Source organism: Pedobacter sp. UC225_65, assembly GCF_042698365.1.
In the GTDB taxonomy this organism is placed as follows: domain Bacteria; phylum Bacteroidota; class Bacteroidia; order Sphingobacteriales; family Sphingobacteriaceae; genus Pedobacter.
In genome coordinates this window covers 4,093,341-4,118,200 of sequence record NZ_CP170550.1, presented here as the reverse complement: position 1 = coordinate 4,118,200, position 24,860 = coordinate 4,093,341, and the positions used below count along the sequence as shown (strand labels likewise).

The 24,860-nt window shown below is 39.6% G+C and carries 21 protein-coding genes and 4 pseudogenes; 14 read left to right on the top strand and 11 right to left on the bottom strand.

Going from position 1 to position 24,860, the window contains the following annotated elements:
• Positions 1–44: 44 nt before the first annotated feature.
• Positions 45–389, bottom strand: a complete 345-nt coding sequence (locus ACFJIZ_RS21660; protein ID WP_379089005.1) for a single-stranded DNA-binding protein — start codon at positions 387–389, stop codon at positions 45–47.
• 235 nt (positions 390–624) lie between these two features.
• Here ACFJIZ_RS21660 and ACFJIZ_RS21655 point away from each other — a divergent pair, with 235 nt between their 5' ends.
• The 10 genes from ACFJIZ_RS21655 (at position 625) to ACFJIZ_RS21610 (ending at position 6,536) form a co-directional block, all read left to right on the top strand.
• Positions 625–978, top strand: coding sequence for a hypothetical protein (locus tag ACFJIZ_RS21655; RefSeq protein ID WP_379089003.1), 354 nt, complete (start codon positions 625–627; stop codon positions 976–978).
• A 100-nt stretch (positions 979–1,078) separates the two neighbouring features.
• Positions 1,079–1,531, top strand: coding sequence for a GNAT family N-acetyltransferase (locus tag ACFJIZ_RS21650; RefSeq protein ID WP_379089000.1), 453 nt, complete (start codon positions 1,079–1,081; stop codon positions 1,529–1,531).
• Positions 1,532–1,552: 21 nt separating this feature from the next.
• Positions 1,553–2,308: a HEAT repeat domain-containing protein gene (locus tag ACFJIZ_RS21645; protein ID WP_379088997.1), complete on the top strand. Its 756-nt coding sequence runs from the start codon at positions 1,553–1,555 to the stop codon at positions 2,306–2,308.
• A gap of 3 nt (positions 2,309–2,311) precedes the next feature.
• Entirely contained in the window at positions 2,312–3,055 is a 744-nt protein-coding gene (locus ACFJIZ_RS21640) for an SDR family NAD(P)-dependent oxidoreductase (protein WP_379088994.1), read from the top strand.
• Positions 3,042–3,881 (top strand): DUF6597 domain-containing transcriptional factor, encoded by an 840-nt coding sequence (locus ACFJIZ_RS21635; RefSeq protein WP_379088991.1) that lies wholly within the window; start codon positions 3,042–3,044, stop codon positions 3,879–3,881. Before ACFJIZ_RS21640 ends, ACFJIZ_RS21635 begins: the two co-directional genes overlap by 14 nt.
• Before the next feature lie 241 nt (positions 3,882–4,122).
• Positions 4,123–4,578, top strand: coding sequence for a VOC family protein (locus ACFJIZ_RS21630; protein WP_379088988.1), 456 nt, complete (start codon positions 4,123–4,125; stop codon positions 4,576–4,578).
• A 9-nt stretch (positions 4,579–4,587) separates the two neighbouring features.
• Positions 4,588–4,956 carry a nuclear transport factor 2 family protein gene (locus ACFJIZ_RS21625; protein ID WP_379088985.1) on the top strand — a complete coding sequence of 123 codons (369 nt, stop codon included), beginning with the start codon at positions 4,588–4,590 and terminating at the stop codon, positions 4,954–4,956.
• 87 nt (positions 4,957–5,043) lie between these two features.
• Positions 5,044–5,571 (top strand): DUF1572 domain-containing protein, encoded by a 528-nt coding sequence (locus tag ACFJIZ_RS21620; RefSeq protein WP_379088982.1) that lies wholly within the window; start codon positions 5,044–5,046, stop codon positions 5,569–5,571.
• A gap of 205 nt (positions 5,572–5,776) precedes the next feature.
• Positions 5,777–6,109, top strand: a complete 333-nt coding sequence (locus tag ACFJIZ_RS21615; protein WP_379088979.1) for a cupin domain-containing protein — start codon at positions 5,777–5,779, stop codon at positions 6,107–6,109.
• Between the two features lie 4 nt (positions 6,110–6,113).
• Positions 6,114–6,536 (top strand): secondary thiamine-phosphate synthase enzyme YjbQ, encoded by a 423-nt coding sequence (locus ACFJIZ_RS21610; RefSeq protein WP_379088976.1) that lies wholly within the window; start codon positions 6,114–6,116, stop codon positions 6,534–6,536.
• Between the two features lie 106 nt (positions 6,537–6,642).
• Here ACFJIZ_RS21610 and ispG read toward each other — a convergent pair whose 3' ends face one another.
• The 5 genes from ispG to ACFJIZ_RS21585 all read right to left on the bottom strand — a co-directional run bounded on the left by ispG (position 6,643) and on the right by ACFJIZ_RS21585 (position 11,856).
• Complete coding sequence (gene ispG / locus ACFJIZ_RS21605; protein WP_379088973.1) at positions 6,643–8,625, bottom strand: (E)-4-hydroxy-3-methylbut-2-enyl-diphosphate synthase; 1,983 nt, start codon at positions 8,623–8,625, stop codon at positions 6,643–6,645.
• 94 nt (positions 8,626–8,719) lie between these two features.
• A complete protein-coding gene (locus tag ACFJIZ_RS21600) occupies positions 8,720–9,322 on the bottom strand; it encodes an RDD family protein (RefSeq protein WP_379088970.1) in 603 nt (200 codons plus the stop codon).
• A 104-nt stretch (positions 9,323–9,426) separates the two neighbouring features.
• Positions 9,427–10,383, bottom strand: a complete 957-nt coding sequence (locus ACFJIZ_RS21595) for a LiaI-LiaF-like domain-containing protein (protein WP_379088967.1) — start codon at positions 10,381–10,383, stop codon at positions 9,427–9,429.
• A gap of 93 nt (positions 10,384–10,476) precedes the next feature.
• Complete coding sequence (locus ACFJIZ_RS21590) at positions 10,477–11,142, bottom strand: PspC domain-containing protein (protein ID WP_379088964.1); 666 nt, start codon at positions 11,140–11,142, stop codon at positions 10,477–10,479.
• Positions 11,143–11,160: 18 nt separating this feature from the next.
• Positions 11,161–11,856: an SDR family oxidoreductase gene (locus ACFJIZ_RS21585; protein ID WP_379088961.1), complete on the bottom strand. Its 696-nt coding sequence runs from the start codon at positions 11,854–11,856 to the stop codon at positions 11,161–11,163.
• A 144-nt stretch (positions 11,857–12,000) separates the two neighbouring features.
• Here ACFJIZ_RS21585 and ACFJIZ_RS21580 point away from each other — a divergent pair.
• The 3 genes and pseudogenes from ACFJIZ_RS21580 to ACFJIZ_RS21570 all read left to right on the top strand — a co-directional run bounded on the left by ACFJIZ_RS21580 (position 12,001) and on the right by ACFJIZ_RS21570 (position 14,441).
• A pseudogene (locus tag ACFJIZ_RS21580) lies at positions 12,001–12,734 on the top strand (MlaE family ABC transporter permease).
• Positions 12,735–12,740: 6 nt separating this feature from the next.
• A pseudogene (locus ACFJIZ_RS21575) lies at positions 12,741–13,483 on the top strand (ABC transporter ATP-binding protein).
• A 73-nt stretch (positions 13,484–13,556) separates the two neighbouring features.
• Positions 13,557–14,441 (top strand): class I SAM-dependent methyltransferase, encoded by an 885-nt coding sequence (locus ACFJIZ_RS21570; protein ID WP_379088957.1) that lies wholly within the window; start codon positions 13,557–13,559, stop codon positions 14,439–14,441.
• A gap of 449 nt (positions 14,442–14,890) precedes the next feature.
• Here ACFJIZ_RS21570 and ACFJIZ_RS21565 read toward each other — a convergent pair whose 3' ends face one another.
• Both ACFJIZ_RS21565 and ACFJIZ_RS21560 read right to left on the bottom strand, forming a co-directional pair.
• On the bottom strand, positions 14,891–15,994 hold the full coding sequence (locus tag ACFJIZ_RS21565; protein WP_379088954.1) for an HmuY family protein: 1,104 nt from the start codon (positions 15,992–15,994) through the stop codon (positions 14,891–14,893).
• Between the two features lie 28 nt (positions 15,995–16,022).
• A complete protein-coding gene (locus ACFJIZ_RS21560) occupies positions 16,023–18,323 on the bottom strand; it encodes a TonB-dependent receptor domain-containing protein (protein WP_379088951.1) in 2,301 nt (766 codons plus the stop codon).
• Between the two features lie 322 nt (positions 18,324–18,645).
• Between ACFJIZ_RS21560 and ACFJIZ_RS21555 the strand changes: the two are divergent.
• Positions 18,646–19,649, top strand: a pseudogene (locus ACFJIZ_RS21555) (hypothetical protein).
• 71 nt (positions 19,650–19,720) lie between these two features.
• Here ACFJIZ_RS21555 and ACFJIZ_RS21550 read toward each other — a convergent pair.
• From ACFJIZ_RS21550 to ACFJIZ_RS21540, 3 genes and pseudogenes are all read right to left on the bottom strand, one after another.
• Positions 19,721–20,809, bottom strand: a complete 1,089-nt coding sequence (locus ACFJIZ_RS21550) for an acyl-CoA dehydrogenase (RefSeq protein WP_379088948.1) — start codon at positions 20,807–20,809, stop codon at positions 19,721–19,723.
• 2 nt (positions 20,810–20,811) lie between these two features.
• The gene (pnuC, locus tag ACFJIZ_RS21545) at positions 20,812–21,435 is read right to left on the bottom strand and encodes a nicotinamide riboside transporter PnuC (RefSeq protein WP_379094178.1); all 624 of its coding nucleotides are present in this window, start codon (positions 21,433–21,435) and stop codon (positions 20,812–20,814) included.
• Between the two features lie 347 nt (positions 21,436–21,782).
• Positions 21,783–24,718, bottom strand: a pseudogene (locus ACFJIZ_RS21540) (DNA gyrase/topoisomerase IV subunit A).
• Positions 24,719–24,860: the final 142 nt, after the last annotated feature.

Here is a 24,860-nt window from a genome sequence, read left to right as displayed (position 1 = left end):
AACCATCAGCACCAAGCATTCCCAAAAAACTTATTCAAAAAATATTAATTTACAGCTTCAGCTTCCTTAAGTGTCAACTCTGTTACTACGACCTCTGTTGTATAACGTTTGCTGCCGTCTTTGGCCTCATAACTCCCTGTCTGTAACCTGCCCTCAATAGTTAAACGTGCTCCCCTTTTAACCTGAAGTTCGGCAAGATCTGCGTTTGCATTCCAGAACAACAAACTAAACCATTGTGTCTTTTTCATTTCTTCGCCAGCGGTTGTTCTATAATGCTCATTTACCGCAAGGTTTACACGGGCCAATTTTTGGTTACCTGCCAATACCTTTACCTCTGCATCGCTACCAGCGAAACCACTCAATACTACTTTGTTTACTACGTTTTTCATGATCTTAAAAATTAAGTTGCTAAATGTTTAACGAACAGTAGTTACCACAACTACCGACAACACAAAGGTGCAAACAGCTTCAAAAAATAGTCGGATGTTAAACGTTTATATCCGTTTATACACGGCTACATGCGTTTAATATACCCTATACATACAAAAAGGAGGCTTTCTAATATTTGGCAATCATTTTATTTTTTGTAGTTTTAATTGTCATCCCTGATAAAAACAAAACCTTATGGAACGTTTATGTCTCGACTGCAATACCCTTGTTAAGGGCAGGGCTGATAAAAAATTTTGCGATGACCAATGTCGCAGCAACTACAACAACCGCTTGCAGGTTGAAAACCGCAGTTTTTTAAAGCGGGTTAACCATATCCTGAAAAAGAACCGAGAGATCTTAAAAACAAAAACCCCAACAGGTAAGGCTAAGGTTAAAAAGGCACAGCTGGTTCAAATAGGTTTCGATTTCAATTTCCACACCCATAGTTATATTACACAAAAAGGCCAAACCTATGTGTTCTGTTACGAGTATGGCTATCTGGAATTAAGCAATGATGAACTGCTGTTGGTGAAAAGAGAAGATAGATGAAAAGGTGCTTCGCCATTAGGTGCTAGTTGGCAAATAGACTCTAACAATTAGTCTCTTTTCTTTTAACTTTGTTTATTGACCTTTATTTCATCAGTACCAAATGATCAAGCTTGTTAGAACCAACTCAGACCATCCAGATTTTATGGCCCTTGTTAAGCAGTTAGATGCTTATTTAGCCATTATAGATGGCGAAGATCATGCCTTTTACGATCAGTTTAATAAAATTGACAAGATCAAACATGTAGTAGTAGCCTATTTTAACAACCAACCCACGGCCTGCGGCGCTATTAAAGAATATTTACCCAACACCATGGAGGTTAAAAGGATGTATACCTCGACAGCGAGCCGCGGAAAAGGGATGGCTACCCAAGTTTTAACCGAACTGGAAAATTGGGCAGCAGAGTTAGGTTATCAAAAATGTGTGCTGGAAACAGGAAAAAGACAAGAAGATGCCGTTGCGCTCTATCAAAAAAATGGGTATCTCCTCATACCAAATTATGGACAATATGCCACTATAACAAATAGCGTCTGTTTTGAAAAAGCTTTAAGCTAGTACCGATATAATGTAATCGTCATGGCCTTTTACGATCTATCAAAAGAACAAAGATTGGAGCTTGTAGCCCACATCCATCAAGACATCGTAACCGATTTGAACAAATCACGGCTTGGCCCTACTTTAGCGTACTTTAAAGATGAAGATACCTATATCAGAAAAACAACCTATTTGGCCATTGGCAAAATCTATTTTGCACAACCCGGCTTGCAGTTACTAATCATAAAGATGTTAGATGCGCTACTGTTACAAACCGATTTTAAGATCCGACAGACAGTGATCAACACAGCTGGAGAAATTGGCAAAAAAGATTTCGGCATGGTCCAACACTTTTTTGACCAAGGCCTATTTGATCAACACCACTCGCCTCGCAATGCGGTAATCGGCTCTATCAAAAAAATGGGAGAAGTAAATCCACAACCTGTTTTGTCTTGGGCAAAACAATACCTCCACCACCCAGACAAAGAGATCAGAAGAGAAATCTGCCATGGCATCGAACTCCGGGGGCGTAAACATCCACAAGACATCATGCCTCTTTTACAGGAGTTGCAGGACGACAAAACTGCAAGGGTTAGCAGTACATTGGTACATGTAATAGGACAGATCGCTTATAAAAAAGGTTGTCTGCCGATTGTTGTAAAACAACTTAAAACATGGCATAACAAGACCTTGGTTACAGCTGCCTTGGCAGAAATCATCGATGTACACCATCGATACAAAGATTTTGCTGCGCTAACACAAGAACAGGCCAAACAATACATTAAAGAAAACTATTGAACAATGGATAAGATCTTGATCATTACAGGTGGCAACAAAGGCATAGGCAACGGAATAGTTGAAGCTTACCTAAGCCATCAATACAAGGTGTTCTCGATATCGAGGACAACAAATAACCACAACAGCTACAACGGAATAACGCAAATAGAATTTGATTTGAGCAGCAGCCAAGGCCTTGAACAGGTACTCACTTCGATATTAGGTTCCTTAGACTCTAACAAGATCCAGCAGATTACACTTGTCAATAATGCAGGTACTTTGGGTAAGATTGGGCCATTGGCCGAGTTAAATGGTACCGACATAACAAATACAGTACAGCTCAACACCATCGCCCCTCTTGTTTTAACAGCACAGTTTTTAAAGCTGACCAAAAACTGGCAGGTCGATAAAAAAATCATCAACATTTCTTCTGGGGCAGCAGTGAAACCTTATTATGGCTGGACAGTGTATTGTGCATCTAAAGCCGCCCTAGATATGATGACCAAAACTGTTGCACTTGAACAAGATGGCTTGGCAAATGGCGCTCAGATCATGGCCATTTATCCGGGTGTGGTCGATACAGCTATGCAGGTCCAGATCCGCACCAGCGATAAAGCTGCTTTTATAGACATAGACCGTTTTCTGGAACTCAAAACATCTGGATCATTAGCCAACCAACATAGCGTAGGCATGGCCATATTTAATCTTGCCCATGATCAAACCCTTGCAAATGGGGCCATCATCAGGATAGAGGATGCCAGAACATAAACGCCATTGCATTGAAACTCGCAGCCAATATCCAACCTCTTATGTGCCTGTACAGCCCACCATTAAACCGGCTGACAATCAGGTTACCTATCAGGAATTTCTGCCTGACCTTAGGCTACAAACCTATGTTTATTGTTATTGGCAGCTACAAACCACACAAGCTTTAGACCAGCAGTTCAATTACCGTGTAGTGGCCGATGGTTGTATTGATATCTTCTTTGAACTGAGCAAGCCCGAAGAGAATTTTGTGATGGGCTTTTGCAAAAAGTATACTGAATTTCCGTTGGCCAATTCGTTCAACTACATTGGCATCCGTTTTTTGCCCACCATGTTTCCACAGCTGTTCGGCATCAATGCCGCTGAGCTGAGCAACCGCTTTGAACAGCTTAGCCAAGTAGTACCCAAAACTGCAGATTTTATTAGCACCAGCTTTGGACCTAGTGACGATACCTCCTCCATAAAAACTAAGTTTGATAAATATTTGTTGCACCAGTTATCGACAAGCAGTTTTAATACCGATGTTAGGTTATATCAAGCCATCGATCTTATCCTTAAAAATTTTGGAGTAGTCGATGTAGAAAAAGACCTTGACACCGGTATCAGTGCGAGGCAGTTGCGCAGGCTGTTTGCCTTTTACATAGGCGACACTGCAAAAACCTTTAGCAAAGTGGTCCGTTTCCAGCATATACTTAGGGCAAAACCTTCATTGCAAAGTCTAAGACAGAACAAGCTGTTCTTTGATACCGGCTATTATGATCAGGCACATTTCATTAAGGATTTTAAAAACTTTTATGGTGTAACGCCAAGCCGTGCGTTTAGAAAATAGAACTTCAATATTTCAACATTAAGAAGTTAAGAATTATGTCTTAACCTTTCTTCATTCCTTAATGTTTTAAACCTCAATTTGTCATGCTAAGCATAGCGAAGCATCTCTCTTTAACCATTCCAACTACTGTTAACATTAAGGATCATTAAGCATACCTCAATGTTCTAAAATAAACATGTCCGATTTTTACAATACACCTTCAAACCATACGCACATTTTTGTATGGTTAACTGATATTCCAATGAAAAAACTAATTTTAGTGCTGTTTATCTGTTACTGTACACAGCACACTTATGCGCAAACCAAAACACTAAACAAAATGAAACTGAACGCAGGCATTATCACTTCAAAACTTAAAGAGACCAAAGCTTTCTATACCAATATCTTGGGCTTTGGTGTAACATTCGAAAACGAGTTCTACCTTTTATTGCATACCCCAAACAAAGATGCAGAAATCAGCTTCCTGCTACCTAATCATCCTTCGCAGCAGCCCCTTTTCCATCAGCCGTTTAATGGACAGGGTATGTATCTTACCTTAGAGGTTAACGATGTAGACCAGATCTATTCCGCCATTAAAAAGAAAGGAATCAAAATCAGTATTGATATGAGGACCGAACCATGGGGCGACAGACACTTTGCCATCCAAGATCCAAACGGTATAGGGATTGACATTGTTAAATACACCCCACAACCATAACCTAAAATAATGAGTACAACAGATCAGATTATTGCCAACGAGGAAGCACTCTTACTGGCCATCAAAAACAGAGATATCAACAGCTTAGACAATTTATTACATGATGATTTATTGTTCAACCTACCCAATGGACAAACGGTAACCAAAGCCGAAGATTTAGATACACACCGCTCTGGTCAAATAACCGTTTTTGCAATTGAAGCCAAAGCGCAACAGATCAACATCATCGAAGATACTGCCATAGTTACGGTTAAGATAAGCCTTAAGGGAAAGTATATAGACAAGCCCATTGATGGTACCTTTTGCTACCTCCGGGTCTGGAAAAACTTTAACAACCATTGGAAAGTAGTTGCAGGCAGCTGCATTGAGTTACACTAAGTTAGTACAAACAGCACCGTTTTATCAACATATCTACTCTTGTAACTCGTAATTGTATTTATCTTTAAGCATTACATTTTTACCGCAATGGATAATAATTACTTAGAAAGCGCCAAAAAACAGTTTGAATATTACAAACAGCTAGGAGATAAAACTTTTGCCCAACTGAGTGAAGAACAACTGTTTTGGCAGTACAACCCAGAGAGCAACAGCATCGCCATGATCATCAACCATCTTAATGGTAATATGCGGTCGCGATGGACCGATTTTCTAAACAGTGACGGCGAAAAGGAATGGCGAAATAGAGATGAGGAGTTTGAACAGCTCATCACTACAAAAACAGCATTATTGGCTAAATGGAACGAGGGTTGGGTCTGTTTATTTGATGGTATCAAAGCATTAACCACAGCCGACCTTACAAAAACAGTATTTATCCGTAATCAAGCCCATAGCGTTACCGAAGCCATTAACAGACAATTGGCCCATTACCCCTACCATGTGGGGCAGATTGTTTTTCTGGGTAAAATGTGCGCCGATCAAAATTGGCAATCGCTTTCTATACCCAGAGGTGATTCCGATAAATACAATGCAGATATGTTTGGCAAACATAAATAGCAATTGATATCTAGCAATTAGGATGATTGAACTTTGTTGATCAAACAAAGCTTAACTTTTCTTAATGCCTTAATGTTTCAATTCCAATAGAAGACGATACTTCGAGCACTCAACTATAAGTCATTCTTAAGCAGGTTATATATAATATTTAACATTTCTTATCCCATACCCGCCTTAAATATTAACTTTATAGAAATATTTGATCATGAAAGAAGAAGTTTTCCGTCAGTTTGCAGATATCGAAATCAAAGAGATGTCTCCTGGTTTTTTTTCCAAATTGATCCATACAGAAAATAACACCATCAACTTCATCGATATTAAAGCAGGTAGCGACTCACCCATCCATAGTCATCCTCACCATCAATGTGCCTTTGTGTTAAAGGGCCAGTTTGAGATGACGGTTGGTGAAGAGACACAAATCTTAGATACTGGTAAATTTGTGGTCATACCCGGTGGCGTACCTCATGGTGGCAGGGCAGTTACCGATTGTACGCTGCTTGATATCTTTAGTCCAGGCAGAGAAGATTTTAAATATTAAAGCGATGCAGTTCTTTCAAAAAACATTGGCTTTAAAAGCCAAACGCAGAGGTTTTCATCTTATCACAGACGAAATTATCTATGCCATACCAGAACTGAATATACTAAGAACTGGTTTATTGCAGGTGTTTATACAACATACCTCAGCATCACTCACCATTAATGAAAATGCAGATCCAACAGTACGCATGGACTTCGAAACCTGGTTCAATAAAACAGTTGAAGAGAATGACCCAAACTATACTCACAATGATGAAGGTGCCGATGATATGCCTGCCCACCTTAAAACTTCACTGTTAGATACTTCGTTGATTATTCCAATCAAAGATGGGCAATTGGCTTTAGGAACATGGCAGGGTATCTACCTTTGCGAGCATCGAAACTTTGGTGGCAACCGCAATATAATGCTCACCGCTTGGGGCGTTTAGATTAACTAATAGTTAATTATAAAACGCTCCATATAATCAATACATTTAAATTGATTGAAAGGAGATTTACTTCGTAGCTGTTTCGCTAGGTTCAGAATGACAAAGATTAGTTTAAAGCCGTTTCGATCCAGTTCCCATCTTCCTTGATGATTTCTATTAATTCATCTAATGCAGAAGGCGTATTTACATTCTTCTTTACCACTTCTTTACCTCGGTATAAAGTGATCTTGCCAGGTCCAGTACCTACATAACCATAATCAGCATCTGCCATCTCTCCTGGGCCATTTACAATACAGCCCATGATCGCAATCTTTATCCCTTTTAAGTGATCGGTTTTAGAGCGGATGTATTGAGTGGTTTCTTGCAGATCAAACAAAGTGCGCCCGCAGCTAGGGCAAGAGATATATTCCGTTTTAGAGATCCGTGTACGCGTTGCCTGTAAAATACCGAAACTGGTACTATTTACCAATGTCAAGCCAACAGAACTCGGTGCATCAATCCAAACACCATCGCCAAAACCATCGGTTAACAATGCGCCCAGATCGCTAGCCGCAGCTAACATCAGTTCATCGGCATCCACATCAGTGTAAGTTCTTTTAACAATTACTGGCACTTTTATGTTGTGTTGTTGTAGGGCAACAAAAAAAGCCCGCTGCTGTTGCATACCCATGGCCTGTGCAGTACTGAGGATAATAACCGTTGTAGGGTCGGCAAGTTTTCCTGTAGCTAAATCTGATTCTTTAAACCCATTGGCATCGATACCTACAAAATTCAATAGGGTATCCTTAACTTCTGCTTTGTTATATTCCGCTAAACTAAAAAGTGGATAGCAGTTGTTTCTGTCTTTTAAGCCTAACCAAGTATTGTAATTGTACACTTGTTTCAGGTTCCCCGGAAATGAGAAGGAAGGCAACTGGTCGCCTAAATAAACAAGGTCGCAGGCTTGATCCGAAAGGTTGTATTTGTCCAATCCTGCACTGTAGTTATAGCCTAATGGCCCTAAAAAATATGGGTCTTTTAAATTCTGTGTAGTTACATCTATCATTACAACAGGCGGATAATGTCCACCAATCTGTTGTACGGGGCTCGTAACACGACGAGCATACTGGTAAGGATCATAAGTGCTATTGCCTACTGTTAATGGAGAACTGGAAACCGTCAATTGAGCGCTGTCAAATTTTCTTTCATAACGATCTGCCAATGCCCTTGCTACTGGTGCTTCAAACTCTGGGTCTTCGGTTAAAGAAACCCTTATCGTATCACCCAAACCATCGGCCAATAAAGTTCCAATGCCTACAGCCGATTTGATGCGACCATCTTCGCCATCACCAGCCTCGGTAACACCAAGGTGCAAAGGATAGTTCATCCCCTCTTTTACCATGGTTTCTACCAACAAACGGTAAGCCTGTACCATTACCTGTGTATTGCTCGCTTTCATTGAGATACACAGGTTGTAAAAGTTCTGGTCTTCGCACATGCGGATAAACTCCATGGCCGATTCTACCATCCCTCTTGGGGTATCGCCATAATGGCTCATGATCCTGTCTGATAACGAACCGTGGTTGGTGCCAATACGCATGGCCGTACCATATTCTTTACAGATCTTAACCAGTGGTGTAAATTTTTTATAGATCCGATCCAGCTCAGCCTGATAAGCTGTTGCGGTATACTCTAAATTCTCGAAACGTTTCTTGTCTGCATAATTACCCGGATTAACCCTTACCTTTTCTACGATCCTTGCTGCGGATTCTGCCGCATTTGGTGTAAAATGGATATCGGCAATCAAGGGCACATCATAACCTCTTAAGCGCAGTTCTTTTTTGATGTTGGCCAGGTTTTCGGCCTCTTTGATGCTAGGGGCAGTAATCCTTACATACTCACAACCTGATTCTACCATGCGGATGGTCTGCGCTACCGTGCCAAGTGTATCCATGGTGTCGGTAGTGGTCATAGATTGGATACGGATTGGATTTAATCCACCCATTGGGGTATTGCCAATCTGAACTTCGCGGGTTAAAAACCTCGAATATTGGGTTAAACTATTGCAATAACCACCTTCTAATTTGTAGGGTCTATCCACTTTTTCCATGCGCTACAAAGATAATCTAAAAGTTTAAATATTTATTTGGGACTAGGCTTAATTACATTGCGATGTAACATGCATAAAACATACGCAGCACCAGTTATACCAAACGTTGTTTGATGACTAAGGTACCCAAGATCACATCGTGCAGGCATTGTTGTTTCTTGTTCAAAAAGCTATAGAGGTAACCAAAGAACAAGGGCAGCACAGAAAACACCTTGGCAATGTTACGGCCAAAAGAAACCGACAGTTCAATGCGGTTGCCGATCATGTCAGTTACCTTGATATCCATTAAACGTTTGCCTATGGTGGCCTGCCTAACCGAAGCTTCAGCAAAACTGCTATAGATCAACTTGGCCACAGGCACCAATGCCAAAAGGCTTAAAGCGGTGCCAATCCTAAACACCTTGGTGTCTATAAAGATGTAGAGTATCAGTACCACAAAAACGTAGGCAATCATCAATAAAAAATAATCTATTACCGATGCCATTAAACGTTGGTCAAAAGAGGCAAAATATTGTGGAGCAGTCTGTTGAAAGCGAAAGCCCAAAAGCTCACGTAATTCCTCAAACTCATGGGCTTCTTTATAGTCGTCCATTCCTGGTTTCCTTATAAATGTACCAGGTTTGATTCCCAAGCTTTTCAATTCATCTAAACGATATGGGCCTTCGGGTTTACCATTAACAACTACTGTATATTCCATTAAGTTATTTGTTTTCAGTTTTACGTTACAAGCAGCTACTTTGTTAAATCTACTACAAGTTAAGCATACAAACTTATAACGTAAAACCGATAACTTGATATTTTTTAATATCTATTTACTTCAAAGCTGCTTAGGCCACCATCTAAATTGATGAAGATTTTTTTAGCAGACGATTGGTAGTTTGATGTTTCGTATAAACCTTCTTCAATTTTGTTAAAGCCAGCAAAATCTTTGGTTGATAGTCCGGTTTTGGTCTTGATGCGGCAACCAGAATCCTTTGGTACACGGATCTTTACATCGGCTACGCCAGTTTTAACATTCACATCTGTTATTGGTAATAGACTACCCAGTTTAATATCTACCTCTGCAGCACCACCATCAAAGTTAAGCGTCCTTACTTTATAGTCTTTCAAGTCGAAGTCTATTTGGCCTGCACCTAATTTAAGGTTCATTTCCCAAATTGGACTGGTGTTTAAACGTAAATCTACATCATTGCCTCCATCATTAAATGACCAGCTATTTCTCTTGTTCTTATCTTGTAGCTTAAAGGTAATCGTATTTACGCTATCGCTAGATTCTTTAGAAAGTACGAAACTGCTATTTTTCTTTCTAACGTTTGCGGCAAAAAGACTATCTGTAGCGCCTTTAAGATCAAAAGAAGTGCCTCCACCAGAAACATTCAGGATATTTTTCTTGGCACTGTCTCCGGCTAACATCGGCTCAACAAATGTGGCATTGGTATAAGCGCGGTCATCATCGTCTGTGTCTATTTCAATATGATTTCTTCTACCATCTCCCCACCAATACCTTGACGAAGGTCTCTCTTGTCCCTTTACAAACAGGAAAGACAAGGTAATCACCAAAATAGCCAAAGAAATAATGTTACCAGTTTGCGAATTATTTTTATTGAAGAGAATGTTCACGCCTAAGATGATCAGGAATATTGGCCAAAAACTCCAAACGTTACGCCAGTAAAACTCTATGATGTTAAAATTGTCTAACAATAGCACACCACCTATAAACAAAAGCAGTACGCCCCAAATTACTCTATCTAATTTCATCGTGTTAAATTTTATGTGGTAACGGATGTGTAGTTTGCATGAGAACCCTACAACCGCAATTAATTATTTATCATGCTTGTTTGGTATCGTCCATTAAGGATTTGGCATTGCCGAATCTTTATTCTCTTCAATTATAATTGTTTCATCAGCAGGCTTTTCAGCTGTGCTTTTTTGTGTTTCTTCAGTTGTTTTCTTAAAGTTCTCCCATTCGTTTTTTCTTTGGTTCCTAAAGATCAAACTGATACCCACTGCTACAATTGCCAATGGCCAAAGTTTATAGATCTTAAAGATGTTGAACCATTCTGGCATGATATCAAATTGCCTCAACAGGAAGTAGACACCTAGGATCAACACGATCAAACCGCCTATGGTACGGCCAGTATCGTTATTTTTTTGAAACTGTGTAGGGTTTACCGGTTGATTAAAATCTGGACCCGCATTTGGGGTATTCCATTTGGTCTGCGCACCAGAGTTTGCAGGATTGCTAAAGGCATTCGGTGAGTTGAACATATTAGGGTCTTGTTGGTTCTTTTTAAAATATTCGTTAAACTTATTATATCTTGCTATAGGGTCGTTATTTACCGGCACTACGATCCACATTACAATATAGACCAAAAGGCCAGATGTAGGGATAAATATAGTAGACAGTACAAACAGCAACCTTACCACGGTAATATCAATCTGCATATAATCTGCCAAACCAGCTGCAACTCCTGCTACAACCTTATTGTGTTCGTTTCTAAATAATCTCTTTTCCATAACGCTATCTCCTCCTATTTACATGTTAAAATTTAAAGGCTTCAAGACTAGTTCATCAACGTTTACACCACCGCTCAGGTTTAAAATGGAGTATAGAGAATTGGCAATATCTTCTGGCTGTACAAACTGTTCTGGGGGTAAATGTGTGCCTTCCCATGATGCTGTTAACGTAGAGCCTGGCAAAATTGCCGTTACCTTAACGTTGTATTGAGCTAACTCTTTCCGCAATACATTATTAAGACTAAACATCGCTGCCTTTGTTACACAATAACTACCAGCATTGTCAATTGTTTGGATACTGGCAACAGAGCAGATGTTAAAAATATGGCCAGACCGTTGTATACGCATCATCTTGCCAAAATATTTGGATAAATAATAGGCCGCATTAACGTTCAGTTGCTGTTGCATTTCAAAGGCTTCATCAGGCTCGTCTAACAAACTGTTGGGCAAGAAAGTACCTGCATTGTTTACCAAGAGGTCTACCTGCTCAAAAACCGAACTCACAAAGGTACAAAAGGCTAAAACATCTTCCTTTTTGCTACAGTCTGCCACACTGGTAAAAACTTTTACATCCGTATGTCTTAACTCATCCTTTAAGGCAAGTAGGTCTTTTTCGGTTCTGGCACAGATGGCCAAATTATAGCCATGGCCTGCCAATTTAAGCGATATTGCCTTTCCTATTCCTTTTGTTGCTCCGGTAATTACAGCATTCATCTGTTTAAAATATGGTTTGTTTAGCACAAAAAAGGGCATTAATATCCAAAAACAATAATATTTTTTAATAAATACACAAAGCCAGAACATTTTTTGTTGTTTCTTTGTATAATATTGTGTTTACTACAGTTTAATCTTTATTAAATGAACTTTACCAATTTTGGCAAATATATTCTACTTTTAAAAGCAGTTTTTAGAAGACCTGAAAAATTAAAAATATATCTCAAAGCCATTTTCCAACAAATGGATTTTATTGGCGTTGGCTCATTAGGGTTGATCAGTATCATCTCTACCTTTATAGGGGCGGTAATGACCTTACAGATTGCCTTCCAATTGGTAAGTGATTTTATTCCAAAGACCATTATCGGTTCTGTTAACCGCGACTCGAGTATCCTGGAGCTGAGCCCTACCATTAGTGCAATTGTACTGGCTGGAAAGATTGGTTCTGCGATTTCATCAGAGATCGGCACCATGCGGGTAACCGAACAGATTGATGCTTTAGAAATCATGGGATCAATGCCCCGGGTTATCTTATCCTGCCAAAAATCATCGCAGGTATCACCATGGTACCTATGTTGGTGATCATCTCTATGGTATTAAGCATTACAGGTGGTTATTTAGGTGGTACCTTATCTGGCGCAGTTTCTGCAGCAGAATATGTACAAGGTATCACTACAGATTTTAATCCATATACAATTACAGTAGCCTTGGTAAAAGCATTTGTTTTTGGTTTTATCATTACATCAGTACCTGCTTACGAAGGTTTTTATGTAAAAGGTGGCGCATTAGAAGTGGCACAGGCCAGTACAAAAGCCGTTGTGGTAAGTTGTATCAGCATTTTAGCCTGTGATTATATCGTAACCCAATTATTATTATGATCGAGAATCAAAGACATCCATAAATCGTTTGGCGACAATGAGGTTCTGAAAGGGATTTCGGGTAAATTTGAAGCTGGGGTTACCAATTTGATCATCGGTGGTTCGGGTTCTGGAAAAACGACCTTGTTGAAATGTATGATCGGCCTGCACCAGCCTGAACAAGGAAGCGTGCTGTATGACGGTCGAGAATTTACGCAATTGAATTTCGAAGAACGGATCGAGATCAGAAAAGAGATTGGGATGTTGTTTCAAGGTTCTGCTCTTTTCGATTCAATGACTGTTGAAGAGAACATCATGTTTCCACTCAACATGTTTACTGAACAGCCCTATAAAGAAAAGTTGGAACGGGTCAATTTCTGTTTAGAAAGAGTAAACCTAGAGGGCAAGAACAAGCTTTTTCCTGCTGAGCTTTCGGGAGGGATGAAAAAGCGTGTAGGTATTGCCCGCGCCATTGCCATGAACCCAAAATACCTGTTCTGCGATGAGCCTAACTCTGGTCTAGACCTAAAACATCAATCGTTATTGACGAGTTGATCAAAGAGCTGACGGAAGAATACAATACCACTACCATAGTAGTTACACACGATATGAACTCGGTAATGGGTATTGGAGATTATATCATCTTCTTGCACGAAGGGAAAAAATTCTGGGAAGGTTCTAATAAGGAAATTTCTAAAACAGATATTGAAGAACTGAACGACTTTGTTTTTGCAAGCCGTTTTATGAAAGCTGCCAAAGGCAAACTTTAGTTTTCAGTTGGCATTTTTCACTTGACAGTACAGTTCTAAAAACATTTAAATCTACAACATTTCAATACCAATAATGATACACTTACTTACCCCAACACACTGGAAAGATTATGAATTATTAGACTGCGGAGACTTCGAAAAACTCGAACGTTTTGGCAATCTGGTACTATCTCGTCCAGAGCCACAAGCTGTTTGGAAAAAAGTATGGTCGCCGCAAGAGTGGAAAAAGCACACGCATATCCAGTTTAAAGGCCGTTCTGCTACCAGCGGTGATTGGATCAAAGTGGCTAAAAATACACCAGATCGTTGGAATGTAAATTACAAGAATAACGAAATCAGCATCAACCTCCGTTTAGGGCTGACTTCTTTTAAGCATGTCGGGGTTTTTCCTGAGCAAGCCGTAAATTGGGATTACATCTCTTCTTCTATTAAAAAATTCAAGACACCTGTACCAAAAGTGCTTAACCTATTTGCCTATACTGGTGCAGCTTCGTTGGTGGCCAAGGCTGCAGGTTCAGATACCACCCACGTAGACTCGATCAAACAAGTAGTCAACTGGGCAAATGAGAACCAAGAGCTTTCTAATCTAAAAGATGTACGTTGGGTAGTTGAAGATGCTTTAAAATTTGTAAAGAGAGAATTAAAACGTGGTAAAAAATACAATGGGATCATTTTAGATTCACCAGCTTTTGGCCACGGACCAAACGGTGAGAAATGGAAATTGGAAGACCACATCCAAGAGATGATGCAAGATGTGGTACAGTTGTTAGATGAGGAAGAACATTTCTTGATTTTGAATACCTATTCTTTGGGTTTTTCTTCGGTAATTGTAGAAAATCTAATCAAAACTTCTTTTCCACAAGTAACCAACCTGGAAACAGGCGAACTTTACCTGCAGGCCACTTCCGGCATCAAACTACCTTTAGGTGTGTTTGGCAAGTTCAATAAGTTTAAATAGTAGTAAAAATAGATATCAGCATTGAATCTTTACAAGTATCTATGTGATCTATCTTGCTGTACGGTCAATGTTTAATTCATAAGCTCAGATTCTTCTCGAAGAGTATGTTATCATATGACACCACATAGGAACATAGAAAACATAGATAAAGCATTAAATGATTTGATATCGAACTAGAATCACTATGTGCCCTATCTTTCTATGTGGTCAATATTAATCGAAAAACTCAATTCATCAAAAGGCGATTTACTCCTTAGCTGCTTGTGGTCTTAGCTACACTCAGAATATCAAAAGCCTTCTATGTGGTAAAAGCCCATTAAAGGTACCTGTTTTAATCAAAACAAATCCTATTCAATTGCTAAATGCCAATGACATAAAATAAGAGCGGCTTCCGAATCCTCAGAAGCCTTACTCTTAAACAAAACAAATAAACTATAAACTTAAGAACGTTAAGAACCTTTCTTAACCAATTTATATTCAATTACCGGTTTACCTCTGGTACCCCCATCAGCACTGATAAAGCTTACAAATTTTAATTTATAAACATTTCCAGTAGCATCTTTAATCAGGTAAAAACGATTTGTTCTTACACCGGCAGGTTCTGCAGGCGTAGTAGCTGTAGCAGCCACAGCCAGTGTGTTTCTCCATTTCGAACCTATAGCATCTCTTGCATTAGAGAACACAACTTTAGTACTTGTAAGATTTGCCTCTGTAAATGCAGCATAGGTAAAATCTGCCGTTAACACCTCAGCAGCCTGAACACCTGCTAAACTGTTGATGAAAACCAGATCTGAAAAATTATAAGGTACCAATGCTCCACCAAAACTAGTTTGGTAAACTGAATAACCCCAAACCATATCCCAATCAGCTTTTGCTGGCTCTACATTTACTGAAGCACCAGTAGTTAAAGAAACAAAGTTGAAACTGAAATTTGCATCTTTAGCAATCTCTACAGTTTTGAAATTCGTTGTTTCTTTAAGTTCTGCATATTGCAAAGTATATCCGCCAGTTGCATTTCTAGTAACTTTTAATTTAATCCATGGTCTCGCAGCAATACCACCACCTGTACCACGATTTAAAATAATTACTTTATTTTCTGTAGCAACACTAGAAACTGCAGGTATTACTGTTTTTGCAATGCTTCCACTTAAATCATCGAAATAAGTGAAATCTGAAGGATCAGGTGTTGCCTGGCTAACAGCTAATGTTAAACCTACAGCATCTGCCTCAGTAACAGCCGCTAAACTTGTTGCAGCTAAAACTTTTGCACCAGCACTAGCACTATTGTTCAATACAACTCTAAAGTCGGCACCCGTATAAAAACCTAAATCCCATGATGATCTATCTACCGCAGTAGTTTTTTCTTTACTGAAATCTACATAAACGCTATTTCCTGCGCTTGATCCAGCCTCTGCCCCAATTAATCCATTCAAAGTCAAAGTACTTCCATCAGAAGGTGGTGGTACGATAATGGGTTCCACACTGTCTTTTTTACAAGCCGTAAACGTAATTGCCAAACAAGCAATGGCCAAGATTGAGTTAAATTTATTCATGTTTCTATTTTTTAATTATATGATTCAGTTAATTTTTACTCCAGTTAAAAGAAAGGCCCAGCACATAAGAACGTCCATAACTATAAGGTATGGCGCCCCCACTACTATGCGCACCTCCGCTCGAGGCAGAAGTATTAGTCAATTGAGTAATGTCGAAAAGGTTTTTAATGCCCGCGTTGACGGTAAGGTATTTAAGCACGTTCTTGTTCAGCATCAGGTCCGCCCAGCTAAAGCTGCCCACCTTAACCAATTTGGCATTCTGTACCCCATTTACCGTACTCAACTGATAACTTGGTCTTGAACCTGCATATTTATAAAAGATACTTACGCTTCCATTGATTTTTGGAAAGGTATAGGTTAGACTTGAAGCCACTTCTGGCGACCATAAAAATTCTGGCACCTCTACCGAAATCGCATCCTCTACCAAACGGTTATACCTGCCGATATAAGACAGTGCAACATTGGCCTGTAGGTTTTTATAGATCAAGGTATTGTCTAATGAACCACCCGTAGTTTTGTATTTGGATACGTTGATCAAGGTAGTAACTGATGGATCAGCGGCATCTATGCCAAAATCAATCCTGTTTTTAAATAAGTTATAGAAACCTGACAATGTACTGCGAAATTGCAGCTCTTTTTGTTGGATACCAGCCCAGGCCAATGACCCATTGAAACTATTTGATTCTTCTGCTTTTAAGTTTTCATTCCCCTTGATCGAGTGGCTGGCATCAAAGAAATCGTAATACAACTCTCTTAAGGCAGGCGCACGGAAACCACGAGCATAAGCCAAGCGTAGGTCTAAACTTTTACTCACCCTAAACTTTGTATTTAAAGATGGGATTACTGTTGGTGCATCGTAAACAGAGTTTTTAATAAATCTTAACCCTGGACGGATATTGATGTATTGATTAGGTTTGAGTTCTGAAGAGATAAAAAAGGCATAGTCGTTTATACCAGGAGCACCTTTGATCCGTTGACCACTGGCCGCATCCCTATTGAACTCAAAACCAGGTTGGATGGAAATAGATTTTGAAGCCACATATTGTGCCGTTGCCCTAAAAATAGTGGCATTAAATTTCGCTACATCCTGCTCACCTGCTTCTGTGGTCAGTTCTTCAGTATCGGTTACAAAGTTATGTTGTACCGTCCTTGTCGCTCTTTTTAGATCGGTATATCCTCCAACAGCAGTCAGTTGAAGTTGCTCAGACAGTTTCCATTCTGTTTGCAATTGTTGGGTATACCGATTGGTTGTATAAGTTTGAAATTTTGCCTTGTAATTATTGGGATTCATCCCCCCTCTACTGTCAATCGTTTCTTCTAATCCGTCAAATCGGTACCAGATGTTAAAATTATTGTTTCTGTAACCGATTTTGGTGTTTCCCATGTATTGCTCCTTAGGTTTCCACCGGTTCTCTGCAGCTACAACTTCTGGCGATGCCGTTTTAGGTGCCAGATTCCAGCCTCCAAATTCAGTATGGGTAAATCCAGCCAAGGCACTCCAACCTTTGTGCTGCCAACTGGCACTTACATTTTGGATGTGGTTACCACTTCCTTTTAGGGCATTATATTCATTACCAGCAGTTTCATCTTGTACCCTGGCCGCTATATTCAATAAAGATTTCCCAGCATTTTTGGTGATGATATTGATTACGCCTGCAAGCGCATCGGTACCATAAACTACAGATACTGGCCCCTCTACAATCTCAATCCGTTCAATGGTATTCACATCAATCTGGTTTAAGCTTTCCCTACTATCAGAGCGGTCTACCATAGGTACCCCATCTAACAAGATCTTGATGTTCCTACCACTCATCCCCATTAGTTCCACATCTGTTGTACCTAACGTAAGGTCATTGCTAAAGCGAAAGCCAAATTCTGTATTCAATAGCTGTTGTACATTGGTTGCCCCTCTCAACCTGATTTTCTCAGCATTGATTGTCCGGATGTTATAAACAGAATTCCTTAAAGATTGCGGACCAAATTGGGCAGTTACTACAACTTCATTCAACTCGGTTGCTTTTTCCTTAAGCTTGATGGTAGATAGTTCTACATCCGAATTGGCATTGATCTGTACCGTTTGTTCAAAAGTATTCAGGCTCGACTTAATGGTCAATTCATTTTTGCCAATAGGTGCTGCAATCTTAAAAGAACCATCATTTTGGGTATAAGCGATACGCTTTACACCTTTGATCAATACCAATAAGCCAGCTGCTGGCTGATCATCGGCAGTAATAACTTTGCCTTTGATATAAACCGTTTCATTTTGCTCTTGGGCAGCTAAAGATGTAAGCGATAAAAGAAAGATAATGGAAAGTAAATATATTTTCATGTACATTATTTAGAATGATTTCAAATAATGACGCAATATTAAAGTTTATTTAGACTAAATACAAATAATAATCAATTATATTAGCTAAACACTTAAAAAAGAGGATTTTTATTCTTGATAAAGAATAGTATAATTGCAGAAGATTAGGGTAAGTCTACATTTTGTTCAATGTGAAGGATTTTTAGAACAGAATGTTAATCTGTTGATAAGTATAAAGCAAGTCTGTTGGGAAATGATGTACTTTTGGACTAATCTGAAACTAAATTATTAAAACTAATACAATCCATTTATGAGATTTACTAAAATTGCAGGGGCTTTACTGATGGGTGTTGTTACCATTAGCACTTTTGCCTACTGCACTTCTGATGGCAAAAAAGCGAGTGCTAAAACTGCAGGTACAACTGATTCGACAAAAGTTGAAGAAGAAAATCTACGTGCGCCAGTTGATACCGCAAAATATAACGAATTGGTAAAAAAATTGGCCAATGGCGATACTACCGGAAGATGGCCTGTGAAAAAACAACCTTATCCAATTGATGGTGCCATTTTGCCTTTTAAACGTATTGTTGTTTATTATGGTAACCTACACTCTAAAAAGATGGGTGCCCTAGGCGAATATGCACCTAAAGAAATGTGGCAACGCCTAAATGCCGAAGTTAAACATTGGGAGAAAGTTGATCCGGCTACACCTGTACAGGTTGGCCTACACTATATTGCAGCTGTAGCTAGCGGTACTCCAGGTAAGGATGGCAAATACATCAATAGAATGGCCAATAGCCAAATTGATTCTGTATTGGCCATTGCTAAAATGCATCCAAATACCATCGTATTTTTAATCTACAAGTTGCTTTAAGTTCTATTAAGGCTGAGTTGCCACATATTGAAAAATACTTACAAATGCCAAACGTGCATTTAGGTATCGACCCTGAGTTTTCTATGAAAGATGGTTCATTGCCAGGCAAAAAGATTGGGACTTACGATGCAGCAGATATCAATTATGTATCTGGTTATTTAGCTGATCTGGTTAAAAAATATAACCTTCCTCCTAAAGTTTTTGTTGTACATAGGTTTACCAAAAAAATGGTAACCAATTATCAGAACATCAAGTTGAGACCTGAGGTTCAAATTGTAATGCACATGGATGGTTGGGGCGAGCCTGATTTAAAAATCGGTACCTACCGCCACTTTATCTTTAGTGAACCTGTACAGTTTACAGGCTTTAAATTGTTCTATAAAAACGACTTGAAGAAAGCGCCAAATCGTTTGATGACTCCTGAAGAACTGATGAAACTAAAACCAGCTCCGATTTATATCCAATATCAATAACAATCGGCGTTGATACAAAAAAGGCTGGCAATGTGTAATTGTCAGCCTTTTTTATGCTTGTTAAAGTCAGTCTATTGCTCAAATGTAAGCAAGGCATGCTGACTTGCCGTATGGATATCTCTCCATATCCTATTGATCGTGGTTTCTTTCTTGGCAGCTTCCAAACCACAATAAGGAAATAAGGTATCTGAAGTTCTTCGTGCACAATGCGCCAATTGTCTACTCAACAAACTTACTTTCGACAACAACACTTCATCAATTGTTTGATCATTTAGCAATTGGTACCATGATAAATCAAAAGCGCTATAAAATTGTTCACGCAAGTCATTTAGTTCTTTCTTACAGCGTTGTAATTCTGCATCAAAATAAGCGACCTGTGTTTCATTATACCTCTTCAACCCAGACCGGGCGTAAAATGTTTCTTCAACAAGCTCCATAAAATGTTTGGCCATACCTAGACTATTCACAGCCAAGGTTGTTTCGGCCAATTGCAAAAAAGGATAATCAAATCCTTGGTCTGCCACTTGGATGGCCTTGTTGATCTTGAAGCTTCTATTGGCTGGTGCAATCAGGTTCTCTATCTCAAAAGCATGGCTACCTGTTGCTACCAAACCAAAATAAGACCAGCCTGCCAAAATACCTATCTCGCTCCTTTTAAAGATAAATGACTTCACTGCAGGTTTGCCTTCGGCTGTTAATACATCCGTACCATCAGGATTTTTCAATGTACAATTTGCCGTGAAAACGGTAGCATGTAAGGCACCACTGGCATATTTCCAAGTTCCATTAACGAGGTAACCATGAGGTGTTGCTGTGGCAGTTCCTCCTATTGCACCACTACCCGCAAAACAGACTTTCCGGTCGGCAAATAATTCTTTGGCCAGATCAACATCTAAAAAACCTGCAAACCATGCAGCTCCACTGCAAAGTGTAACTGTCCAGGCCAAACTTCCATCGGCTTCTGCCAAAGTTTCTTCCAGTCTTAAGATCTCAGGTAGTTTTTTTCCTGGGCCACCATATTGCTCTGGCACAAAAAGTTTAAACCATTGTTGTTGATAGGCCAACTCCAACACCTCAGGATGCAGTTCACCCAGTTCCTCTGCCAAACCAGCATATTGTCTGATCTTTGCTTGATCCGCTTTACTTAAAATCTCTTCCATGGTTATGCAGCTAGGGCTATTTTTTTCTGGTTATAGATTTTTTTCCATTCTAAAAAGCCAAAAATAGCTACGATAAAGAGGATGGTGGTCAACACGGCAAACATGGCCAGTTTTTTATGGATCAACAATGGGATAGCGAAAATATTCGAGATGTTTAAAAAGATCCAATTCTCAATCTTACGTTTGGCCAAAAGCCACATCCCCGCCCACGCGGTTGAGGATACAAAAGCATCCCACACCGGAACATCGGAGTCTGTAAAATGCTTTAATACAAGATATAAAATCAAGAAACCTATTGTAGAGATCAATACCGCTATAATCAATTCTCTATTGCTGCACCACGAAACTTTTAGCTGTCCTGCTTCTTTGCGTTTTTTCCATAACACCCAGCCATATACACTCATTACCAGATAGTACATGCTTAGCAAAGTCTCTGCATATAGCTTTACCTGAAGCAGCAAAAACATAGATAGCAAAATAGAAATGATACCGGTTGGATAAAGCCAGATGTTGTTGCGTTTGGCCAGCAGTACTTCTGATACGCCAAAACCTACAGCAATCCACTCGATGATCGAAGTATGTATAAACTGTTGTTGAAAAAGCGAAAGCCACTCTTGAAGATTCATCATTTACAATGCAATTTGTGTGTTAGACTTTAAAAAAATTAAAGGCTGCGCAGGGGCGAAACAGCATTGTAAAACTCAACCTCTTCCCTACGCTGGCATTATCCAGGATCAGGTACATTTAAGGTTGAGGGTTTGCTCATTGCATCACCTTTCACCTTAAAATGGGTATAATCTCAGCTCATTGAAACCTGTAATAGAAAACAGCATTTAATCAGCACCCCTTGAGTGTGGCAAATATAATTTTTAATTTGGAATTAAGTTAGTAAATGGATGAAGAAAAGCATTCCATCAAATAAAAAGCACAAAAGCCACCAATTGGTGGCTTTTCTAGTTATAGAATTTTTCTTTTAGAAAAACCCTAATTGCCCTTTGTCATCAATTTTGATGTCATCAGGATTGGTGATTTCCAAATCGATCTTTTTAACTGGTTTCGGTTCTTCAGCTTTAGGTTCTGTTTTTGCCTGCTCAACCTTAGGTTCAGGTGCTTTCTCCTGTTTAGGTGCTCCCTTTGCACTTTCTTTAGGCTCAGTTTTAACTACTGGCTCTACCCTAAACACAGGTTTCTTTTTAGGCGCCTCTATAACGGGTTCAGCAGGCTCTTCTGGTTTTATTTCTGGCAGTTCAACATCTTCTATCACCTCTGGTACTACTTCTGTAATGGTCATTTCTTCTACCATCTCTACAGCGCCTTCTTTTTCTTCATTCCCGTCTTCCTCTTCTGGAGCAGCTGTAGTTTTTTCGATCAATACGGTTCCAATTTCAGACTCTGGATTAACCAAGGCTACTTGTTTCACTTCGTGTTGCGAAAGTCGGTTGCCATTTGCTTTTAAGCCTTTTACATCAATCAAGCCTGCAAGATCTACCACTAAGGTTTCTGGTGTTTTAGATTTTCCTTTTTCTATATCAATCTGTACTTGTGCATCAGGTTTACCCGTAATGAAGATCATTTTAGAACCAGGTTCCTCACTGATGATGGTTACCTCTTTACCTGCGGGTTGCAGTTCGAAAGTAAAACGCTTTACAAAATAATTTTTCGCTTTGGTATCGTAATGCACCAAGCCATATACTTGCTCAGGATCAAATTTCTGCATCAACACAATTCCACCATCAAAATGGTTGCTTAGGTCGAAAGAAGTCAGCTCGTACCAACCTGCGGCATTCACTTGTACTATTTTATCGTCACCGTCAAATTCGCCCAGGTATTTCCCTCTACCGTCAACATTTAAACGTTTCAGTAGTTCATCATACCAGATCTTCAATCCTGATAAGGTAGAAACACCTTTGCTCTTCAACAATACTTTTTTAATCGGATATTTTGAAACGATATTTCCTTGAGAGGCACGGCCTTTAATGGCCGTTTCTGCAAAATCTATATCAAATTGTAATTTCTTTAATTTAGAATGTGGTTTCAGCTGTACGGTGATCGATCTCGGCCTCTCCATTAGGGTTAGCCGTAAAATACAAAATCTTAGAGCCTTTGGTGCCTTTGGTCAGGTCGTATTCCTTATCGCGTGTTACTCCTAAAACAGAGAAACGTTTGATATAGTTCGTTCCACTTGCCCCATCGCGGTAGATCAGGTTGTATACTGTACGTTCGTCTCCTTTTTTAAAGACCTGCGCATGAATGATTCCTTTACCTACAAAAGTTTTGTCGGCCACTTTGGTTACGATACACTTGCCATCTTCCCTAAAAACAATGATTTCGTCTATATCAGAGCAATCGGCAACAAATTCGTCCTTGCGTAAACCTGTACCAATAAAACCATCTTCGCGATTCATGTACAGTTTCACATTGGCCAAGGCAACTTTACTGGCCTCTACCTTATCAAACAACCGGATTTCTGTTTTACGCTCGCGACCTTTGCCGTATTTATCCTTTAGTTTTTGAAACCAGGCGATGGCATAATCGGTGAGGTGGCGCAAATGACCTTTTACCACTTTGATGTCGTCTTCCAAAGCCTTCATCTGCTCATCTGCCTTTTTCACATCAAAGCGGGTAATGCTACTCATCGGCTTATCGATCAGCTTTTTAAAGTCTTCTGGTAAGATTTCTCTGTATAAGCTTGGTTTAAATGGATCAAACAAGATGTTCAATACCGTTACTACCGCCTCAAAATCGCTTGCATTTTCGTATTCCGCATTTTTGTACATCCCCTCTTGGATAAAGATCTTCAAGAGCGAACTAAAGAAAATCTTCTCTTGTAATTCGTGCAAACGGATTTCCAATTCACGTTTTAACAAAAATTTGGTATGCGCGGTATTCTGCGCCAAAATATCATTTACAGACAAGAACTGTGGCTTGTCGTCTTTAATGATACAGGTATTTGGGGAAATAGAAACCTCGCAGGCAGTAAAAGCATACAGGGCATCAATGGTTACATCTGGCGAAATACCAGGCGCCAACTGCACCACAATCTCTACGCTGGCTGCGGTATTGTCTTCGATCTTTTTGATCTTTGATCTTACCTTTATCATTGGCAGCCAAGATACTGTCGATCACCGAACCTGTGGTGGTACTATATGGAACTTCGGTAATTACCAAAGTCTTTTTATCTTTTTCTGTAATTTTTGCCCTTACCCTGATTTTTCCACCACGCATCCCTTCGTTGTAATTAGAAAAATCGGCCATACCACCTGTAAAGAAATCGGGTAGGATATTGGGCTTGTTTCCTCTCAATACTTCTATAGAGGCATCCAATAGCTCAACAAAATTATGGGGCATTACCTTGGTGGCCAAACCCACCGCAATCCCTTCGGCACCTTGCGCCAACAATAAAGGGAATTTAACAGGTAAAGTAACCGGCTCGCTGTTTCTACCATCATAGCTCAATTGCCAAATGGTGGTATCGGCATTAAACACAACATCGTTGGCAAATTTCGATAAACGGGCCTCAATGTAACGAGGAGCTGCCGCACTGTCGCCAGTGATGGGATCGCCCCAGTTTCCCTGACAATCAATTAACAGGTCCTTTTGTCCGATCTGTACCATTGCATCGCCAATAGAAGCATCACCATGGGGGTGATATTTCATCGTATTCCCAATTACGTTGGCAGCTTTGTTGAAACGTCCATCATCCATTTCCTTTAAAGAGTGCATGATACGACGTTGCACAGGTTTTAAACCATCGTGTATATGCGGTACCGCTCTGTCTAGAATTACATAAGAAGCATAATCGAGGAACCAATTTTCATAAAGTCCGTTAATTGGGATAACCGAATGTTTATTCTCCGGAGTATCCGGCAAGGCATCTTCGTTTAAATTGTTGTCTAATTCTTCACTCATTCGCTATAAAAGTATTTGGGATGCGTAAATATAACGCTTGTGATCAGAATTTTTAAGAGAAGTTTTAAACAGCTGTTGATTTGATGGCCTAGTGAAACCCACAACAGTGAAGATAAGGAAGCGGGTTAGAAAAGCTACTGTA

Coding starts and splice junctions, on each gene's coding strand:
- ACFJIZ_RS21660 (WP_379089005.1), bottom strand. CDS start 389: ATGAAAAACGTAGTAAACAAAGTAGTATTGAGTGGTTTCGCTGGTAGC.
- ACFJIZ_RS21655 (WP_379089003.1), top strand. CDS start 625: ATGGAACGTTTATGTCTCGACTGCAATACCCTTGTTAAGGGCAGGGCT.
- ACFJIZ_RS21650 (WP_379089000.1), top strand. CDS start 1,079: ATGATCAAGCTTGTTAGAACCAACTCAGACCATCCAGATTTTATGGCC.
- ACFJIZ_RS21645 (WP_379088997.1), top strand. CDS start 1,553: ATGGCCTTTTACGATCTATCAAAAGAACAAAGATTGGAGCTTGTAGCC.
- ACFJIZ_RS21640 (WP_379088994.1), top strand. CDS start 2,312: ATGGATAAGATCTTGATCATTACAGGTGGCAACAAAGGCATAGGCAAC.
- ACFJIZ_RS21635 (WP_379088991.1), top strand. CDS start 3,042: ATGCCAGAACATAAACGCCATTGCATTGAAACTCGCAGCCAATATCCA.
- ACFJIZ_RS21630 (WP_379088988.1), top strand. CDS start 4,123: ATGAAAAAACTAATTTTAGTGCTGTTTATCTGTTACTGTACACAGCAC.
- ACFJIZ_RS21625 (WP_379088985.1), top strand. CDS start 4,588: ATGAGTACAACAGATCAGATTATTGCCAACGAGGAAGCACTCTTACTG.
- ACFJIZ_RS21620 (WP_379088982.1), top strand. CDS start 5,044: ATGGATAATAATTACTTAGAAAGCGCCAAAAAACAGTTTGAATATTAC.
- ACFJIZ_RS21615 (WP_379088979.1), top strand. CDS start 5,777: ATGAAAGAAGAAGTTTTCCGTCAGTTTGCAGATATCGAAATCAAAGAG.
- ACFJIZ_RS21610 (WP_379088976.1), top strand. CDS start 6,114: ATGCAGTTCTTTCAAAAAACATTGGCTTTAAAAGCCAAACGCAGAGGT.
- ispG (WP_379088973.1), bottom strand. CDS start 8,625: ATGGAAAAAGTGGATAGACCCTACAAATTAGAAGGTGGTTATTGCAAT.
- ACFJIZ_RS21600 (WP_379088970.1), bottom strand. CDS start 9,322: ATGGAATATACAGTAGTTGTTAATGGTAAACCCGAAGGCCCATATCGT.
- ACFJIZ_RS21595 (WP_379088967.1), bottom strand. CDS start 10,383: ATGAAATTAGATAGAGTAATTTGGGGCGTACTGCTTTTGTTTATAGGT.
- ACFJIZ_RS21590 (WP_379088964.1), bottom strand. CDS start 11,142: ATGGAAAAGAGATTATTTAGAAACGAACACAATAAGGTTGTAGCAGGA.
- ACFJIZ_RS21585 (WP_379088961.1), bottom strand. CDS start 11,856: ATGAATGCTGTAATTACCGGAGCAACAAAAGGAATAGGAAAGGCAATA.
- ACFJIZ_RS21570 (WP_379088957.1), top strand. CDS start 13,557: ATGATACACTTACTTACCCCAACACACTGGAAAGATTATGAATTATTA.
- ACFJIZ_RS21565 (WP_379088954.1), bottom strand. CDS start 15,994: ATGAATAAATTTAACTCAATCTTGGCCATTGCTTGTTTGGCAATTACG.
- ACFJIZ_RS21560 (WP_379088951.1), bottom strand. CDS start 18,323: ATGAAAATATATTTACTTTCCATTATCTTTCTTTTATCGCTTACATCT.
- ACFJIZ_RS21550 (WP_379088948.1), bottom strand. CDS start 20,809: ATGGAAGAGATTTTAAGTAAAGCGGATCAAGCAAAGATCAGACAATAT.
- pnuC (WP_379094178.1), bottom strand. CDS start 21,435: ATGAATCTTCAAGAGTGGCTTTCGCTTTTTCAACAACAGTTTATACAT.